The sequence below is a fragment of the Novosphingobium sp. SG919 genome (assembly GCF_012932495.1).
In the GTDB taxonomy this organism is placed as follows: Bacteria; Pseudomonadota; Alphaproteobacteria; order Sphingomonadales; family Sphingomonadaceae; genus Novosphingobium; species Novosphingobium rhizosphaerae.
Genome location: NZ_JABCNG010000002.1, coordinates 511,092 through 529,921 on the forward strand (window position 1 = coordinate 511,092; position 18,830 = coordinate 529,921).

Annotated in this window: 13 protein-coding genes; 5 read left to right on the top strand and 8 right to left on the bottom strand. The window is 66.7% G+C overall.

Going from position 1 to position 18,830, the window contains the following annotated elements; translation table 11 throughout:
* Positions 1-13 precede the first annotated feature (13 nt).
* The 7 genes from FHT19_RS12260 to FHT19_RS12290 all read right to left on the bottom strand — a co-directional run bounded on the left by FHT19_RS12260 (position 14) and on the right by FHT19_RS12290 (position 9,753).
* Complete coding sequence (locus tag FHT19_RS12260; protein ID WP_169475340.1) at positions 14-1,018, bottom strand: alpha/beta hydrolase; 1,005 nt, start codon at positions 1,016-1,018, stop codon at positions 14-16.
* A gap of 24 nt (positions 1,019-1,042) precedes the next feature.
* Entirely contained in the window at positions 1,043-3,934 is a 2,892-nt protein-coding gene (locus FHT19_RS12265) for a TonB-dependent receptor (RefSeq protein WP_168557327.1), read from the bottom strand.
* A gap of 358 nt (positions 3,935-4,292) precedes the next feature.
* Entirely contained in the window at positions 4,293-5,849 is a 1,557-nt protein-coding gene (locus FHT19_RS12270; RefSeq protein ID WP_169475341.1) for a carboxylesterase family protein, read from the bottom strand.
* Between the two features lie 35 nt (positions 5,850-5,884).
* On the bottom strand, positions 5,885-6,904 hold the full coding sequence (locus tag FHT19_RS12275; protein WP_169475342.1) for a sugar kinase: 1,020 nt from the start codon (positions 6,902-6,904) through the stop codon (positions 5,885-5,887).
* On the bottom strand, positions 6,901-7,656 hold the full coding sequence (kduD, locus tag FHT19_RS12280; protein WP_169475343.1) for a 2-dehydro-3-deoxy-D-gluconate 5-dehydrogenase KduD: 756 nt from the start codon (positions 7,654-7,656) through the stop codon (positions 6,901-6,903). The genes FHT19_RS12275 and kduD overlap by 4 nt, the downstream gene beginning before the upstream one ends.
* A gap of 6 nt (positions 7,657-7,662) precedes the next feature.
* Positions 7,663-8,499: a 5-dehydro-4-deoxy-D-glucuronate isomerase gene (kduI, locus tag FHT19_RS12285; protein WP_169475344.1), complete on the bottom strand. Its 837-nt coding sequence runs from the start codon at positions 8,497-8,499 to the stop codon at positions 7,663-7,665.
* A 198-nt stretch (positions 8,500-8,697) separates the two neighbouring features.
* Complete coding sequence (locus FHT19_RS12290; RefSeq protein ID WP_169475345.1) at positions 8,698-9,753, bottom strand: LacI family DNA-binding transcriptional regulator; 1,056 nt, start codon at positions 9,751-9,753, stop codon at positions 8,698-8,700.
* Between the two features lie 224 nt (positions 9,754-9,977).
* Between FHT19_RS12290 and FHT19_RS12295 the strand changes: the two genes are divergently transcribed.
* The 5 genes from FHT19_RS12295 (at position 9,978) to FHT19_RS12315 (ending at position 18,273) form a co-directional block, all read left to right on the top strand.
* Positions 9,978-10,784 carry a 2-keto-4-pentenoate hydratase gene (locus tag FHT19_RS12295; protein WP_169475346.1) on the top strand — a complete coding sequence of 269 codons (807 nt, stop codon included), beginning with the start codon at positions 9,978-9,980 and terminating at the stop codon, positions 10,782-10,784.
* A 60-nt stretch (positions 10,785-10,844) separates the two neighbouring features.
* Positions 10,845-12,131 (top strand): MFS transporter, encoded by a 1,287-nt coding sequence (locus tag FHT19_RS12300; RefSeq protein WP_168557028.1) that lies wholly within the window; start codon positions 10,845-10,847, stop codon positions 12,129-12,131.
* The gene (locus FHT19_RS12305) at positions 12,128-13,744 is read left to right on the top strand and encodes a family 43 glycosylhydrolase (RefSeq protein ID WP_169475347.1); all 1,617 of its coding nucleotides are present in this window, start codon (positions 12,128-12,130) and stop codon (positions 13,742-13,744) included. The genes FHT19_RS12300 and FHT19_RS12305 overlap by 4 nt, the downstream gene beginning before the upstream one ends.
* A gap of 81 nt (positions 13,745-13,825) precedes the next feature.
* Entirely contained in the window at positions 13,826-17,614 is a 3,789-nt protein-coding gene (locus FHT19_RS12310; RefSeq protein WP_248290456.1) for a LamG domain-containing protein, read from the top strand.
* Positions 17,611-18,273, top strand: a complete 663-nt coding sequence (locus tag FHT19_RS12315) for a LamG domain-containing protein (protein WP_169475349.1) — start codon at positions 17,611-17,613, stop codon at positions 18,271-18,273. The genes FHT19_RS12310 and FHT19_RS12315 overlap by 4 nt, the downstream gene beginning before the upstream one ends.
* Here FHT19_RS12315 and FHT19_RS12320 read toward each other — a convergent pair.
* Complete coding sequence (locus tag FHT19_RS12320; RefSeq protein ID WP_248290433.1) at positions 18,270-18,827, bottom strand: DUF3237 domain-containing protein; 558 nt, start codon at positions 18,825-18,827, stop codon at positions 18,270-18,272. The two genes, FHT19_RS12315 and FHT19_RS12320, sit on opposite strands and share 4 nt — an antisense overlap.
* Positions 18,828-18,830: the final 3 nt, after the last annotated feature.

Genomic DNA, 18,830 nt, shown 5'->3' on the forward strand with positions numbered 1-18,830 from the left:
CACAAAGGCGGTGTCAGGCCAGCCCCACCGTTGCCGCCCAGGCGCGCCACAGGTCGGGCCAGGCCTCCACCGGCTTGCCGATCGCGCGGCGCAGGCCAAAGCCGTGGCCGCCGTTGGCAAAGAGATGCATTTCCAGCGGAATGCCACGTGCCTTGAGCGCGGCGCGCAGGCGCACGGTGTTTTCCACCGGCACCACGTCGTCATCCTCGGCATGGCAGAGGAAATGCGGGGGCGCATCGGCCGGTACGCAAGCGTCGGGCGAATGCGCGGCCTGGAGTGCCGGCGTGGGCTTGGCGCCCAGCAGCAGGGTGCGGGAGCCGGCATGGGCAATGGCCGGGTCCATACTGACCACCGGATAGATCGGCGCGGCGCTGTGCGGCCGGGCCGACAGTGCATCGGCCGCATCCTGCTGGGGATAGACGCGTTGGGCAAAGCGCGCCGCCAGATCGGCGCAGACGTGGCCGCCGGCCGAAAACCCCATCGCGGCCACGCGTTCGGGATCGATCGCATAATCGCGCGCGCGGTGGCGGATCAAGCGCATGGCGCGCTGTGCATCGGCCAGGGCGGTATCGGGCCCCGAAGACCAGCCTTCGCCCGGCAGGCGATAGAACAGAACGAAGGCCGTGAAGCCGCGCGCGGCCAGCCAGCGGCCGATCTCATAGCCTTCCTTGTCCACCACAACCCAGCGATAGCCGCCACCCGGCGTGATCATGACACACGCGCCATTGGGCCGATCCGGCCGGAACACGGCCAGGCGCGGGCGCGTGATGCCCAGCACCGCGCGATCGTTGACCAGGGTATCGCTCGATCGCTCGTTGACGGTTTCGATCAAGGGAGCGGCCAGATGGCCGGGGGCGCCATCTGGCCACAGGTCGATCGTTTCCACCGGCTGGGGGAGGCCCGGCGGAACACCACGTGGCCCAGCCGGCGGTGGGGTTTGCCCCATCGCCGGCCGGGCTGTTGCCCATGCTGCCCCCGCAAGCGTCCGGGCCACCAGAGCGCGACGGGAAAGCGTCATGGGCAGTGTCTCCCTGGCGTTACCTCACAGCTTGGCACGGGCGCCGAACAGGATGGTGCGGCCATAGTGGTTGTTTTCATAGTTCCGCTGGGCGGTCTGGTCAGTGAAGCGATAGCGATAGGCATCGGTCAGGTTGTTGCCGTCGATCGACAGTTCCAGCCACGGACGGATCTTGTAGCGCACGGCCGCATCGACGCTGGTGTACGAACCATAGCCTTCGAACACGTTGCCCGTGGCGCTGGTGCCATCGACGAACGGGCCGCGATAGCTGACCGAACCGCGCAGGCTGAACTTGCCGTCGTCATAATAGAGCGTGGCGTTCCACGCCTTCTTCGACACGTTGAGCAGGGTCTGGTTGTAGATCGCCGAAACCCCGGCCAGCGTGCAGGCGCCCGCCGTGTTGCGGGTGCAGGCACTCACCGCCGGGCCGGTGATGGTGTAATCGGCATCGCTCTTGATCAGCGTGGCATTGCCCTGGAACCCGGTGTGGCTGAGGAAGCCGGGCAGGAACGGGAAGGGCAGTTGCAGCGCGATTTCCAGGCCCTTGAGCGTCGCACCGGTGCCGTTGACTTGCGAGGAAACGATGTATTCCTGGGCCGGATCATAGTTGATGTAGGCCGGCGAACTGGGCGTGAGAACCGAACGATCGAGGCCCAGTTGCGGCAGCGTGGCAACATACGTGCCCGCCACCGGGAAGCTTTCGATCTGCTTGATGAACCCGGCCACCGAGATCAGCGCCTGCGGCGCGAAATACCATTCAGCCGAAACGTCGAAATTGGTGGCGCGATAGGGGTTGAGGAACGGATTGCCGAAGGTGACGCGATAGTTGAACCCGTCGACCGAACCACCGGGGTTGAGATTGCCCAGCGAAGGCCGGGTGATGACCTTGGCGATGGCGCCGCGCAGAATCACGTCGCGATGCGGATAGAGTGCGATGTTGAACGAAGGCAGCCAGTCGTCATAGGTCCGGCCCACCGTGGCCGCGACCCCTGCGGTATAGCCGGTGGAGCGCTGGTCGGTGTGGGCATAGCGGATCCCCGCGTTGCCGGCATATTCCAGCCCGAGCAGATCGCCCTTCACGTCGAACTGCAGGTATCCGCCCGACGTGGTTTCCTGCACCTGGCGGTTGGAGCCGAGGTCTTCCACCGCGGTGCGGCCATAAAGCTTGGTATAGGCCGAGGCCGCATCGATATTGGCCGCGAGGAATTGCGAGGTGGTGCCACCCGGTTGCCCGGAATCGCCCAGGCTGACGAGGTCGGAAATGCTCGAGGTGACGGGCAGGCCATAGACGCTGGACGAGCAGGTGGTGGTGCCGAGGATCAGGTCGGGCTTGCCATTGCCCGAACAGGCGACGGTGTCGCGCGTCCACAACTGGGTCTGGAAGTTATAGCGGCGCCACATCCCGCCAAGCTTGACGGTAAAGCCCTTGGTCACATCCCATTCGGTGCGCAGTTGCACGGTCTTGAACTTGTTGGTGACGTAAGACGGGCGATCGCGGATTTCGGCCAGCTGGAAATTCGCCGGGTTGGTCACGTCGATGCCATAGCTCAGCACGGGCGATTTCATGTTGCTGTAATCGAACGTGAAACCGTTGGCACCCTTGCTATCGTAGGCGATCGTGCTTTCCACCGGAATATCGGCATCGGATTGCGAGAACCCGCCCAGCAAAGTGAAGCGCAAGCTGTCCGAAACGTCCTGGTCCCACGTGGCGCCCACTTGGTAGAACTTGGTCTGCGACTGGCGCAAATAGCTTTCGGTGCGGACATAGGCGTTGTTGAACGTGCCGCTGACCATGTTGCCATTGCTGTCATACGTGGGGTTGACCACGTTGAAGCTGCGCTCGTTGGAGCGGGCCAGCACTTCCAGCCACTTTTCCTTGCGGTCTTCCTTGAACGAGGAATAGAGCGCGTCGATCGAGATCTTGGTGTGGGTGCTGGGCTCGAACTGGATCGAGCCGGTCAGGCCCAGGCGGCGGCGATCGTGCTCCACCACGCCATAGCGCGGAATGCGCGGGTGGAACGACAGGGCGGCGGCATCACAAGCGGTCGACGGGCGATAGAAACCGCCGCTGTTGACCGCCGTACCGCCGGTGTCGCCCGCCACCGAATAGAAGCACGGCGTGCCGTTGACCGAATTGAAATAGGCCTGCGACCAGCGCACCGTGTTGTTGCCGCTTTCCAGCGTATCGGTGTGCGAATAGGCGGCCGAGACATTCACGCCCAGCGTGCCGGCGTCGTTCTTCCACGACAGCAGCCCGGCCACGCGCGGGCCGACGTTCTTCGACAGGCTGTTGTACGAACCCTGCACGTTGAGCACCGCGGTCAGGCCGGTCTTGCCCGCCAGTGGATTGCCGGTGTTGAGATCGACCACCGCGCCCAGCGAGCCTTCGTCAAGGCTCGCCTCGGCCGTCTTGTGCACCACCAGGCTGCTGAACAGTTCCGAAGCGAAGACGTTGAAATCGAACGAGCGATCGCGGTTGGCCGAGGCGCCGTCGGACGAAGTGGTGATCGTTTCCAGGCCATTCACGCGCACGCGGGTGAACTGGGCGCCCAACCCGCGCACGGTGATTGCGCGGCCTTCGCCGCCATCCTTCTGGATCGAGATGCCGGGAATGCGCTGGAGGGATTCGGCGATGTTCTGGTCGGGGAACTTGGCGATGTCTTCGGCCACGACGGCATCCACCGCCGAGACCGAATTGCGCTTTACATTCAGCGCGGCCTGAAGCGATTGGCGAAAGCCGGTGACGATGATCGCCGGGGTCTGGTCTTCGCCGGTGCCGGGCGCGGCTGCCTCTGCAGCGGGTGGCGCGGCGTCCTGCGGCGCCGCTTGGGCCTGGGCGCCGTGCGGCAGGGCGAGCGCGCTGCCGGCGAACAGCGCGATCTTCAGCGTCGAAACTCGGGAAACATTCTTGCGCATCGTAACATCCCCTCTCAGCCCGTGAGGCTGGATGATACCGGTGTCAACAATGCACGCAATGGCTTGCATCGATCCGGCAACACTACTCCCATCCGCGCACGGCGGATCGCCCGGAAGTTGGACCGGGCTCATTGTTTTCGGTGACGTTTCCCCGCCAGCAAGCGAGGAAAGGTAACCGGTGTCATTACAATATGTTTTGCAGCACGATCATGCCCCTGTCAAGAACCCCGTTGCAAACCGTTGGATGAAGAAAATAGTCGATAAAGCAATAATTTAATCTGAATTCACATCGCCGGGAAAGCGGTTTTTGCGCGCCGTCTCGGCGCTTTGGCCGGGCTGCGTGCGAGTGATTCGCACATCAGCTGCCCGGCTGCACATAAGGCGCCGTGGCCCAGATCCGGCGCTGCCAGCCGCGCGGGTCGTCGGCCATGTGGGGGGCGTCGTCGAACACCATCGTGGCGCGCTGCGGCAGGCGATAGGGCGCCCAATCGGGCAAGCCCCACCCGGCCCCACCGGGCCGCCCGCCGCGCGCCAGCCCGGCAAAGGCCGCCATCATCGTCGCGCTCAGCTTGCGGGCAGCGGCATCGGTGCCGGAATAGCTGCCCGGTGCATCGAGCGTGCCGAAGACATAGGGAATATCGTCGGTATGCGCCGCGCCGCGCAAGGGATCGCGTGGGGAAGGGCGGTCAAGCTGATAGACCCAGGTCTGCGACGCGCCGGCCGCCGCGCGGGCATCGGCCTCGATCACTTGGCCCGGCCAGGAACGCCCGGCCGTGGTGGCGGCGTAATAGACCTGCTCCGCGCTCCACGTCGGCGCTTGGGCACGGTATTGCGCCACCACCCATTGCGGATCGAGGTCGATCTTCACTTCGGCCGCAATGCGCGCAGGCAAATTGTCCCACGAAAGTCCGGCCAGCTTGGGGCCGCGCGGATCGAGGAACGCGCGCGTTTCATCACGCACATTGCCCAGGATCATCGGCACGCCCAGCGATTGTGGCGCCGCATCGGGCCAGAACGGGTGGCGTGGCAGGTTCGTCATGTCCAGCACCGGGCCGAAATAGACACTGCCACCCATGATCGGATCGGTGGCATCGAGTGCTTCGATCAGCCGTGCGATCGGCAGCGTTCGCAAGGACTCCACGTCGCTGACGTCCAGCCGCTGCATCAGCGCGCGGGTACGCGCCAGGGCATGGATCGGGCCGCTGGCCTGGACTTGCTGCCCGCTCATCGTCGCGGCGGCGTGGAACAGGCCCTTGGCTGCTGGCATGGCCATCAGCGTGGCGATCTTGGCTCCGCCGCCCGATTGGCCAAAGACCATGACCCGCGTGGGATCACCGCCGAACGCGGCGATATGATCGCGCACCCATTGCAGTGCCAGGATCAGATCGAGTTGTCCCAGATTGCCGCTATCGGCAAAGCGCGGATCGAGCGGCTTGAGCCAGGCATAGCCCAATGGTCCCAGGCGGTGGTTGACGCTCACCACCACCACATCGCCACCGGCCGCGAGCCGCCCGCCGTGGGTCAACGGATCGGTGACGGAGCCATTGGCATAAGCACCGCCGTGAAAATAGACCATGACCGCGCGGCTAGCGCGCGGGTGCGCCTCGGGCGTCCACACGTTGAGGAATAGGCAATCCTCGCTTTGCGGCGCGTCTGCCATGCCGCGCTGCGGGCAGACCGGTCCGAACCGCGTGGCATCCACGGTCTCTCCGGTGAAGGGCTCTGCCACGGCGCGGGCAAAGCGGCTGGCGCGGCCATAGCGGATGCCCTTGAACGCCATGACGCCTTCCTCGCGCATGCCGCGATAGCGCCCCACCTGGGGTTGCGTTGGAGACGCCGCGCGCAAGGGCAGCGGCGCCAGCGCGGCTATGGCGGTGGCGCCCGTGACCAAACTTCGCCGGGTAATCGGTCCCATCCTGCCCACTCCCGTTTGTTGTTCTGCTGGCGGCCTCAGCGCCGCACATCACCACCGCTGGCGGAGAATGCATCGAGTTCGGCGCGCGGGATCGTGCACATGTCGCCGGGCTGGCTGTGCTTGAGCGCGGTATAGGCGAGGCCCGCCTGGGCCATGGCGGCCACATCGCCGCGTTCGAGCCAGGCGTGCAGCACGCCGGCGGCAAAGGCGTCGCCGGTGCCGATGCGGTCGACGATGCCAGTCACGTCCACTTCGGCGGTCTGGTGCGCGGCGTCGCGCGCATCGACGCGGGCGGCGATGCGGTGGTGGTCGGGCCCGGCGATGTGGCGCGCGGTCGAGGCGATCAGGGTGAGGCGCGGGAAGGCGGCGAAGGCGGCTTGGGCGGCTTCGCGCCGCCGGTCGGCACCGTCGCCGGAAAAGGGCTGGGCCAGCAACAGCGCGATATCGCGGTGGTTGCCGATCATGATACTGGCCGATTGCATCAGCCCGGCCAGGATCGCGCGCGGATCGCTATCCCACGCCTCCCACAGCATGGCGCGGTAATTGCCGTCGAAGCAGATCGGCACGCCCGCGGCATCAGCCGCCGCCACCGCCGCCTGCGCCAGGGCCACGCCGCCCGGTCCCAGTGCCGGGGTGATGCCCGACAGGTGCAGCAGCGCCGCGCCATCGAGCGCTGCGGCAAAGTCGAATTCGTCCGGCCGCGACAGCGCAAACACGCTGCCGGCACGATCATAGGTGATTGTCGAGGGGCGCAGGCCCGCGCCGCTTTCCAGGAAATAGAGGCCCATGCGCCCCGCACCGCGGCCCACGTGGCGCGTGTCCACCCCGGCCGCGCCCAGCGCCGCGCGCGCCTTGTCGCCCAGCGGGCTGGCCGGCAGGCGGGTGAGCATCGCGGCCTGGTGGCCCAGCGCGGAGAGGCCAGCGGCCACGTTGGCTTCTGCTCCGCCCACCACCAGGTCCAGGCGTTCGCTTTGCTGCATCAGCCGCGCGCCGGGTGTGGCCAGGCGCAGCAGCACCTCACCAAAGCACACGACGTGCCCCAAACGCGCGCTCATCGCGCCAGCCAGCCGCCGTCCACCGCCAGGACATGGCCGGTGACATAGTTCGACGCGGGCGAGGCAAGGAACACCGCCGCGCCGGCAATGTCTTGCGGGTCGCCCCAGCGGCCGGCGGGAATGCGTTCCAGAATCTGGCGGTTGCGGGTCTCGTCGGCCTGGAGCGCGGCGGTGTTGTTGGTGGCGATATAGCCGGGCGCGATCGCGTTGACCTGCACGCCATGGGGCGCCAGTTCGTTGGCCATGGCCTTGGTCACCCCGCCCACGCCCGATTTGGCCGCGGCATAGCTGGGCACGCGGATGCCGCCCTGGAAGGTGAGCAGCGAAGCGATGTTGATGATCTTGCCGCCGCCCTGCGCCACCATCCCGCGCGCGGCCGCCTGGCTGAGGAAGAACAGCGTCTTGAGGTTGGTGTCGATCACCGCGTCCCAATCCGCCTCGCTGAACTGAAGCAGATCGTCGCGGCGGATGATCCCGGCGTTGTTCACCAGGATGTCGATCCGCCCGAGCGCGGAGACGGCCTCGTCCACCACGCGCGCCACCGGTTCGGTGCTGGACAGATCGGCAGTGATGTTCACCGCGCGGCGCCCGGCCTGGGCGACCAGGTCGAGCGTTTGCGCAGGCTCTGACCGGCCGGCCAGGGCGACGTCCGCCCCGGCCTGCGCCAGGGCGACGGCAATCGCCTGGCCGATGCCGGTGTTGGCCCCGGTGACGAGCGCGGTCTTGCCCGCAAGGCTGAAGGAAATGGCCATCTGCGCTTACTTCAGCTGGCAGATGTCGAGCACGTTCATGTCGGTATAGTCGAGGTTTTCCCCGCCCATCGCCCAAATGAACGCATACTTCTTGGTGCCCGAGCCCATGTGGATCGACCAGGGCGGGCTGATCACCGCCTCTTCGTTGGCGATGACCAGGTGGCGCATGCCGTCCGGCTCGCCCATGTAGTGGAACACGCGGTCGTTTTCCTGCGGAAGGTCGAAGTAGAGATAAATCTCGCTGCGGCGGTCGTGGAGGTGCGGGGGCATGGTGTTCCACACGCTGCCTTCTTCCAGCACGGTGAGGCCGAGCAGCAGTTGCGCGCTGTCGCAAACGCCGGGGATGACCAGCTGGTAGATCGTGCGCTGGTTGGAATTGGCCAGGTCCCCGCGCGCCAGCGGATTGGCCTGCTCCAGCGTGATGTGCTTGATCGGTAAAGCTTTGTGCGCGGGGGTAGAGGCAAGGTAGAACCGCGCGCCCTCGCCTTCGAACACCACCTCTTCGCTGCCCATGGGCACGTAGAGGCATTCCTTGTTGCCGACCGCAAAGCGCTGTCCGTCCACCGTGACGAAGCCCGGCCCACCGATATTGACCACGCCCATCTCGCGCCGCTCGAGCAGCGAATGGCCCGCCGCACTGGCCGGCGCCGTCTGCCGCGGCAGGGCCAGCGGCTCGGCTCCAGGCACGGCCCCGCCGATCACGAAGCGCTCGTTGTGCGAATAGTTGAGGTTCACTTCGCCCGCCACGAACATGCCCGATACCAGGTAGCGATCGCGCAGCGCTTCGTTCGATACCCCGTCCATCATGTCCGGATGCGTGGCGTGATAGGTCTTGGCAAACATGGCGCACTCTCCCTCGTCGCTCTTGAGGGCTTGGTATCGAGTTTGGGTAACCGGTGTCAATGGCGTTTTGACCACCCCGGTTTTTGATCGGGACCGCGCCGGTCCATCGCGCGCGCGGATTGGGCGGCGGCGAATCGCTACCATCCTCCACGCTGTGTCTGACGCCGAGATGGTGGTTCCCCGCGTTTTCTATGCCGGTCAGGATTTCAGCGGCGGATGGTCTGACGAAGCGGTTTGATCCGGCACCCGCTCCACGGCCGATGCCCGCCGCACCAGGTCCGACGGGAAGAACGACGGCTCGCGCGCAGCGGTTTCGGGGCGGGTCAGCTTAAGCGCGGCGGTGCGGGCCATGGCGCGGATCGGCCAGCGCACGGTGGTGAGCGGGGGCCAGATGTGCGCGGCAATGGCGGTATCGTCAAAGCCGATGATCGACAGGTCCTGCGGCACGGTCAGGCCGCGCGCGCAGGCGGCGTGCAGGACGCCGGCCGCCATCTCGTCGTTGCTGGCGAAGATCGCGGTGGGCGGCGTCTTGCCGTCGAGCAGCGCGTCGCCGGCGGCCTGGCCCGATTCGAAGCGATAATCCCCGCGCGTCAGCAGCGCGGGGTCGATCGTCAGCCCGGCGCGGCCCATGCCGGCGATGAAGCCCAGCTCGCGCTCGCGGGCAGAGCGGAAGCCATCGGGCCCGGCGACAAAGCCGATCCGGCTATGGCCCAGCTCGGCCAGCCAGGCCACCGCCTCGCTCACTGCCTGCTGGTCGTTCGACGCCACCAGATGGGCTTCATCGTCCAGCCGGGCCGATCCCATGCGCACCACGGTGCAGCCCAGATCGCGGCACAGCCGGGCCAGTTCGTCGTTCTCGGACAGCGGAGGGAGCAGCATCACGCCATAAAGCCGCTGCTGTTCGATGAAGCGGTGGATATCGTCGAGCAGGGTGGGCGAGTGACGATCGACCGGGCGCACCACCAGCGCGAATTCGGTGGCGCGGATCGTGTCGAGAATGCCCTCCTGCACATTGAGCACCATCTGGGCGTTGGGGTTGTCGTGGATCAGCCCGATCAGGAAATTGCGCCGCAAGGCCAGCGCGCGCGCCTGGGGGTTGGGCACGTAATCGAGCTGGGCGATCACCGCTTCCACCTTTTCGCGGGTGGCCTGGTTGAGCAGGGGTGACTTGTTGATCACCCGGCTGACGGTCTTTTTCGACACCCCGGAAAGGCGCGCCACATCGTTGATCGTGGGTTTTGGCGCTTTGGCCATGCGGTGTCCTTCTTGCCTCTCGTCGCGTCCAGATTTCTGGCCCCGATTTTCAGACTTGCCTTCGTCAGCGGTAAAAGGCAATATGACACCGGTTACCATGCCGCAAGGCGCATGCTGCCCCGTTCACCGCGGGGCGCGGCAAATCATGTTCAACGGCGTTGTATCGGGTTTTGACACCGGTTTCCAGGCCAGTGCCTTGTCCGATCCGCTTGAGGTAAGCTGGGATGGGTTTGACGGAACAGGCAAAGTCTGAGGCGCGCGCCGTGGCCGAAGCATTCGTGGCGGCGCGGCGCGAGAAACGCGCGTTATCATCCTATCCGGGGCAGGCGCCGGCCGATCTGGTCGGTGCCTATGCCATCCAGGATGCCGCGCTGGCGATCGACGGCCGCGCGGTTGCGGGATGGAAAGTGGGGCGGATCAACCCGCCCGACGATGCCCGTCTGGCCAGCAACCGCCTGGCCGGGCCGATCTTCGCCGATAGCGTGGTGATCCCGGGCTTTGGCCAGGTGCCCGGCATGCCGGTGTTTGCGCAAGGCTTTGCTGCGGCAGAGGCGGAATTCCTGCTGCATGTGGCGCCGGGCTGGGACGGGACGGTGCCGGGCGATGATGGCGCCACGCGTGCGCTGCTCGATGCTGTGCATATCGGTATAGAGGTCGCCAGTTCGCCTTACCCGGGGATCAACGACGATGGCCCGCCGGTCACCGTCTCGGACTATGGCAACAACTATGGCCTGGTCGTGGGGGCAGCCCTTTCCGGATGGCAAGAGATTGATTTTGCGTCTATCTCGGTAACGCTGTCGATCGACGGTGCCCCTGTCGGCAAGGCCACGACGGCCACGATGCTCGATGGCCCGTTGGGCGCGGTGCGCTTTCTGCTGGGCAACCTGGCGGCGCGCGGCATCGATGCGACGCGCGGCCTTTGGGTATCCACCGGCGCGGTCACCGGGGTGCATTCGGTCGAGCCGGGGCAACAGGTCCGCGCGGCCTTTGCCGGGCACGGCAGCGTCGCCTGCACGATCGTGGCCGCTTAAGGCCGCTAGGCAAGCATGACCGGCAGGGTAACAAGCCCGCCGCTTTCGGGAGTTGAAGCAATGAAAGCGCAGATCGGGGAAGGCATCCCGGCCACGGCAAATGTGGGGCGCACGCGCTGGGTGGTGGTGGCCCTGCTGTTTGCCGCCACGGCGATCAACTATATCGACCGGCAGATGATCGGCGTGCTCAAGCCCACGCTGGCGGCCGATTTCCATTGGTCGGAATCCGATTTCGCGGCGATCGTGTTCTGGTTCCAGGTGGCCTATGCCATCGGCTATCTCTCGTTCGGCAAAGTGGTCGATGCGCTGGGCGCACGGCTGGGCTATACCATTGCCATCGTCATCTGGACGGTGAGCCATATCGCCCATGGCTTTGCCACCGGCCTGGTCTCTTTTGCCCTGGCCCGCTTTGGCCTGGGGCTGGGCGAATCCGGCAATTTCCCCGCCGGCATCCGCGCGGTGACCGACTGGTTCCCCCAGCGTGAACGCGCCTTTGCCATCGGGGTGTTCAACGCCGGGGCCAATGTCGGCGCGATCATCACGCCATTGCTCGTGCCCTTGCTGGTGCTGTGGTTCGATTGGCGCATGGCGTTCTTCGTCACCGGCCTGTTCGGCATTGCCTGGGTCGTGGCGTGGTGGCTGCTCTATCGCCATCCCACGCAGCATGGCCGCGTCAGCGCCGCCGAACTGGCCTGGATTCGCCAGGATCCGGCCGACCCGGTCACCCCGATCGGCTGGGCAAGGCTGCTCACCGTGCGCGAGACCTGGGCCTATGCCCTGGGCAAGTTCCTGATCGACCCGATCTGGTGGTTCTTCCTGTTCTGGCTGCCGGGCTATCTGTTCACGCGCTACAACCTCGATCTCAAGAGTTTCGGCCTGCCGCTGGCAGCGATCTACCTGATTTCGGACTTGGGCAGCATTGCCGGCGGCTGGCTGTCGTCGCGCCTGATCAAGGCCGGGCGCTCGCCCAATGTCGCGCGCAAGGTGACCATGCTGATCTGCGCGGTCTGCGTCCTGCCGATCTGGTTCGTGCAAGGGGTGGACAGCATGTGGTGGGCCGTCTTGATCATCGGCCTCGCCACGGCTGCGCACCAGGCCTTTTCCGCCAATCTCTATACGCTGCCTTCCGACATGTTTCCACGCGGCGCGGTGGGTTCGGTGGTGGGCATCGGCGGCACGGTGGGGGCCTTTGGCGGCATGGGCATGGCGCTGTTTGCCGGCTATATCCTCGATGCCACGCACAGTTACGAAGTGCTCTTTGCCATCTGCGCCAGCGCCTATCTCGTGGCGCTTGCGGTGGTCCACCTGCTTAGCCCGCGCCTGGCGCCGGTGCGGATCGCGGCATGAGCGGCACCGTCGACCGGCGCGGCGCGCTGGCCGGCGCGGTGGGTCTGGCGGGGCTTTCCAGCCTGCCGGCCCGTGCCGCGCCACCAGTGCCCTTGGCGCCAGTGCCCCACGCCCCGCGCGGGTTCGATGGCCAGCGCCTGGCCGATCTGGGCAACGGCACCTATCGCAATCCGATCATGGCCGGCGATCATCCCGATCCGTCGATCCTGAAGGACGGCGCCGACTATTACATGACCTTCTCCACGTTCGATTCCTATCCGGGGCTGGTTATCTGGCATTCGCAGGACCTGCTCAACTGGCAGCCGATCACCGCCGCGCTCACCCAGAATGTCGGCGCGGTCTGGGCGCCGGACCTGTGCCGCCACAACGGGCGCTACTTCATCTATTTCCCCGCCAAGGCCAGTCCCAATGCCAACTATGTGATCTGGGCAGACCGGATCGAGGGGCCGTGGAGCGCGCCGATTGACCTCGGCCTGCCCGATCACATCGATCCTGGCCATGCCGTGGGCGAGGATGGCTCGCGCTGGCTGTTCCTGTCGGGCGGAGATCGCGTGGCGCTTGCCGCCGATGGCCTGTCCACGATGGGCAAGGTAGAGCACGTCTATGATCCCTGGCACTACCCCGAGGATTGGGATGTGGAAGGGTTTTCGCCCGAAGGCCCCAAGATCGTGGCGCACGGCGGTTGGTTCTATTTGATCACCGCCGTGGGCGGCACCGCCGGCCCGCCCACCGGGCACATGGTCATCGCGGCGCGATCGCGCTCCATCCACGGGCCGTGGGAAAACTGCCCGCACAACCCGATCGTGCGCACGCAAAGCCGGGATGAGGCCTGGTGGTCGCGCGGGCATGCCACCGTGTTCGAAGGGCCGGGCGGGGACTGGTGGTCGGTCTATCATGGATTCGAGCGCGACTATTGGACGCTGGGGCGCCAGACGCTGCTCGATCCAGTGGAATGGACCGCCGACGGCTGGTTCCGCATGAAAGGCGGCGATCTAGCCGCGCCGCTGCCCGCGCCGTTTCTCCCCGGGGGCGGCGGGCGCAAGGCCGGGCCCCATGGCCTGCCCTTGTCCGACGATTTCGCCACGCTCGAACTGGGTCGCCGCTGGAATTTCTTCAAGCCCGCGCGGGACGAAGCCAGCCGGGCGCGCGTCTCCAACCATTGCCTGCACCTGGCGGCGCGTGGCACCGCGCCTGCCGATTCCGCCCCGCTGCTGCTCATCGCCGGGGACCGGGCCTATGAGTTCGAGTGCGCGATCGAGATCGATCCCGAAACCACCGCCGGCCTGGTGCTGTTCTATGACCAGGCGCTCTATTGCGGGCTGGGGTTCGATACCCGGCGTTTCGTGACGCACCAATATGGGATGGAGCGGGGCCGCCCGGCCAATCCATACGGGCCGGCGATGCGCTTGCGCGTGCGCAACGATCGGCACATCGTGTCATTCCACACCAGCGGCGATGGCGGGCAGACCTGGCGCCGCTTTGACCGTGGGATGGAAGTGTCGGGTTATCACCACAACGTGCGCGGCGGCTTCCTGATGCTGCGTCCCGGCCTTTATGCGGCGGGCAAGGGGGAAGCGCGGTTCCGCGATTTCCGCTTTCGCGCGCTGGGTTAGCGCGTCATCTTCGTCACCCCGGGTGATGGTGAAAAAATGAACAGAGATTTGCCTGGGAGAATTGCCGTGCCCCATCCGCTTTTGCGTGGCGCCTCGCTGCTGGCTCTGATCTGCGCCGCCACGGCCGCGCGCGCCACGCCGGCCGATGGCCTGCTGTTCCACGCCCCGCTGGATACGGGCTTCACGGCGACGCAAGCCGGCGGCGATGCCGTGCCCAATTTCCAGAGCGACGTGGCCATCGTGCCCGATGGCGCCACCGGCGGGGCCGGGCGCTGGGGCGATGGCGGCTATGTCGCGTGGAATGCGCCGGGCAACATGCTGGCGCAGCGGGGCACGCTGTCGTTCTTCTGGCGCAGCCACACCCCGGTGGGCGAAGCGCCGTTCGTGATCTTCCGCGCCGGCGCAGCCGATCATTCCAGCTGGGACATGGCGTTCCTGCGCATCGACTGGAACGGCCATGGCTTCGACGCTTTCGTCACCGATGCCAATCTTTCGCGCGTGCGCGTCAGTTGGACGATCCCGACGCCCCCGGCGCCCGATGCCTGGCACCACCTGGCTTTCGCCTGGGATGAGACGCGCGGCGTCACGCTGTTCTGGGACGGGCGCGAAGTGGCGCGCAAGGTGCAGGCCGCCGATCTCGACATGGGGCTGGACCAGTTCGGCCTGGCTGGCCGGGTCATGGCGCCGCACCAAGTGCAGAGCCGCTACAATTTCATGCGCGGGTCAGACCTGGATGACATTCGCGTCTATGACCACATGCTGGACGGCGCTGGCGTAGCGGCACTTGCCGCGCACCAGGACCCGGCACCGCAGCCCGTGGCGCCCGATCGCGCCGCCTGGCTGCACCGCTTCGGCTGGGACAGCCAGACGCCGCCGCCGCTGGCCGATCCGGTCACCACGGTGCGGAAAGTGGAGTTTGCCGACGCCAAGGACCTCAAGGAATGGATGTGGAAAGGGGTGGACGGCATCGCCGAAACCACCTGGCCCGGCGTCTACAATCGCTCTCGCCTGCCGGGTCGCGACGACTATTTCGAACTGCCCGATTGGAACGTCTATGTCGAAGGGGGCAAGGCCTATAGCCTGACCGTGCCGGTGGCCGAGCGCTTCAACCGCGTGGAGATCCGCGGCGCTGCTTATGGCGCGCTGGAATGGTCGGCCGATGGGCAGCGCGGCTGGCAAAAGCTCGCCACGCGTCCGCAAGGGGTGGTGCGCTCGGTCACCCAGGCCGCGCCGCGTACCGGTGGCGTGCTGCGCTTCACCAATGTGATGCAGGAACAGCCGATCCAGGAAATCTGGGCCTACGACATGCATGCTGGCCCCGTGCCGGCCGGCACGTTCCAGTTGCGCTATACCGTGCGCAGTGCTGCGCCCACCGATCTGGGCGCGCTGGCGGGCCTCAATGCTTTCATCGCCGGTCGCTACCCGGCGGCGGAGCGCGCCACGGTGGTGGCGCTGCCCACCGACGGCGTGCGTGCGGCGGTGGGCGCGGGAAGCGCGGCGGGCAGCGACACGGCAGTGCGCGACGAGGGCGCGGCGCGGCTGCCGCTGGTGCATGTGCTGATCCCGTCGAACTTTGGCGATGCCCCGGCGGGCCGGCCGCTGGCGCGGGCGTGGAACTATGGCTGGGAAAACAGCCACGATGGCCTGGATGGCGTGGCGCTCGATCTGCCCGCGCTGCATGCCGCGCCCGATGCCAAGGGGCTAATTGCGCTGAACATTCGCGTGAAAGACCCGATCTGGCCGGGGCGTGATATGATCGACGTGCAAGTCTCGGTGCGGCCGGGTGAGCCGCGCACGCTGTGGCTCGATCTGCGCGACCGCATCCTGACGGGTGACAGCCTCTACCTGACGGTGGCGTCCGCCGCGCCCGATTTCGGGCCGGCATCGCTCGATGGCATGGGCGTGCGGCTGGTGTTCAAGGACCGCGCGGCCGCGCTCAAGGAGCATGTGGCCGACCGCTTCAACCAGGTGAAAGACAACTGGGCCTTCCTGGTGGAGGAACACACCGCCTCGAAACGCGCGGGGCTCTATCGCCGGCTTTATGGCGACATTACCGACCTGTTGCGCGTGGACCCGGACAATCTTGAGGCGCGGCGCTATTGGGCCGACATCGGCTATTCGCAGGACCAGTTGCCACCGTTCGTGCAGCCGCAGGCGCCGCAGGGCATGCCGCTTTGGGCCTTTCGCCAGTTGGAAGATCTCAAGCTGGCCCGCCAGTTCGTCAACTGGTGGATCGACAACCGCCAGGTGCCTTATGGCGATTTCGGTGGCGGCATTTCCGACGATACCGACCTGACGCAGCAATGGCCGGGCATGGCGCTGATGGGCGTGGACCCGGACAAGATCAACGCCTCGCTGCGCGCATTGTCCGATGCGGTCTACAAGAACGGCATGATCGTCAATGGCTTGAGCTATATCACCAGCGACGAACTGCACGTTTACGAGGAAGGCATCAATTCCGACGCCGAGCGGCTCTATCTCAATTGGGGCGAGCCCAAGGCGGTGGAGCGGATGATGGCCACGGTCAAGGCGCTGGGCAGTGTGATCCGCACCAATCCGGCCGGGCATATGCACATTTCCTCAAGCTGGTATGGCGGGCGCAAGATCTATCGCGACGAGCCGTGGGCCTGGCAGAAGCCCTATGGCTTCGTGATCATGCACACGCCGGTCCTGCTGGGCCTGTACAATGCCGATCCCACCGCGCGGCATCTGGTGACGGGCCTGATCGACGGGCTGCTGGCCCATGGCAAGCAGGGCGCCGACGGGCTGTGGCGCTTTCCCAATGACATCGGCTGGAACAGCGATGCCGAGCGGGCGGGCGATGGCGGCGGGGCCAGCCTGCCGATGCAATCGGCCTGGGCTGCCTGGCGCTTTACCGGCGATGACAAGTACCTGCGCCCCGTGCTGGGCCGGCTGGGAACGGGCAATTTTGCCGCGCTGGGCGAGCTTAACGAAAATGCGCTGACCGTGCTGGGCAAGCGCGGCGACTGGGCCGATGTGCTGCGCAAGGGCGCGGAAAACGGGAACGACGTGGCCCGGTTCGAAGCGTGGAACAGCACCGGCAACCGCGCCTGGCTGGAAGCGCTCAACGCTGCCGGCATCGCCGACAAGACGCAGCACATGTATATGATCACGCAGGGCCACTGGTGGACCGACCGGGTGGAAGCGGCCAACGACCTGCTCCAGCGCGAACGGCTGGGCGGCATTGCCTTGAAACGCAACCAGACCTGGCCGGGCAACGCGGTAAGCTGGCGCTTTGCCGACCCGGAAGCCGCGCTCAAGGTGGCGATCCTGGTGCGCGATGCCACGCCCGAGGGCTTTACCGTCATCGCCCACAACACGAGCCGTCAGGAACAGCGTGCCGAGATGGGCACCTGGAACGTGGTAGCCGGCACCTGGACGATGACGCAGGGCCTCGCGCCGGATGACGGCGACGCGGCGCGCGAGTCGCTGGAGAAGCGCAGCGTGGAAATGGAACGCGGCGGTTCCATTCCCTTGGCCTTCGCACCGGGGCAGACCACGGTGATGACGTTCCGCCTAACGCAACGCGCGGCGGTGCAGCCCGAGCATCGGCCGGACCTGGGCATTGGCGCCGACGATGTGACGCGCAAGGGAAGCCGGATCACCGTGCGGGTGCACAGCCTGGGCAGCATGGCGGCGCCGGCGGGCACGCTGACGCTGGAAACCGCGGACGGACACGTGCTGGCCCGCGCGGCAGTGCCGCCGCTGCCGGCGCCCACCGATTTGACCCCGCGCACCGCCACGGTCACGCTGGCGATTCCGGCTGGCGCGCCACAGGGCCTGCATGTGCGGGTTTCTAGCGGCGTGGCCGAAGTGACCCAGCGCAACAACGTGGTGGTGCTGCCATGATCGCGCGCGCGGTGCTGGCGCTGGCTTTGCTGTTGCCCGGCTGCGCCAGCGCGCGGCAGGAAGTATGGCGGTTCGACAGTCTGGCCCGCATCGGCCACATGGCGCCGCAAGTGCAGGGCCATCCCAGGGTCGAAGGCAAGGCCATGGTGTTCGACGGGCAGGCCGATGCCCTGATCCTGCCGCGCCACCCGCTGGCCGGCGCCGCGCGGTTCACCGCCGAGGCGGTGTTTCGGCCCGATGGCGGCGCGTTCGAGCAGCGCTGGCTGCACCTGGCCAGCAACGACACGCCCGGCCGCCCGACGGGCGAAACCCGCATGCTGTTCGAAATCCGCGTGGTCGGCCAATCGTGGTATCTCGACACTTTTGTGAAGGGCGCCGGTTACAGCCAGGTCTTGGCCGATCCCGCGCGGCTGCACCCGATCGGTCGCTGGTATCACGTGGCGCAGACGTTCGACGGCACCACCTATCGCAGCTATGTCAACGGCTTGCTGGAGGGAGAGGCCCGCGTGGCCTTTGCGCCGCAACAACCGGGCAGCACCAGCGTGGCAATGCGGCGCAACGGGGTGAACCATTTCCATGGCGCAATCGCCATGGCGCGCTTCACCGATGAAGCCCTGTCGCCGCGCGATTTCCTGTCGCTGCCGCGCGGCGGGCGTTAACGCACCACGTAGAAATCGATCTGCACATGGTCGGGCCGGCGAATGCCGCGCGCCACGAAGACCGCGCGGTTCATCCAGTCCAGCGGGCCGGCCCGCGCGGCCAGGCGCGGCGTGGTGCGAAAGTAATAGGCATCGGGTGGCACATCCTGCCCTTGCGCGATTCGCTCGGTCACGTCGGGGCTGGCCACGCGCACGCCCGGATTGGCCACGTCCACCACCGTGCCATCGGCGGCTTGAAGGAAGTAGCGTGCTTCCACCTGGGTCAAGCCGCCAGGAAGGATGGTTTGCCAGTCACCACCGCCGGCCAGGACGCGCCCCTTGAACAACGGGCCATCCACCGTGCCGCCGGTGATCGCGATGAACCGCTTGCGCCCGCTGGCGACTTCGCCTTGTTCCACCGGCGAGGCGAGCGTTACCGTTGCCGTGAAGGCATATTCCAGCGTGGGCGCGGGTGCGGCGGGTGCAGCCATGGCGGCACCGGGCCTGGCAGCGCCGGCCGCCACGGCAAACAGCAGGGCGGCAGCCCCGAATTGCCGGCGCAGCGTGTTCTTCACTTG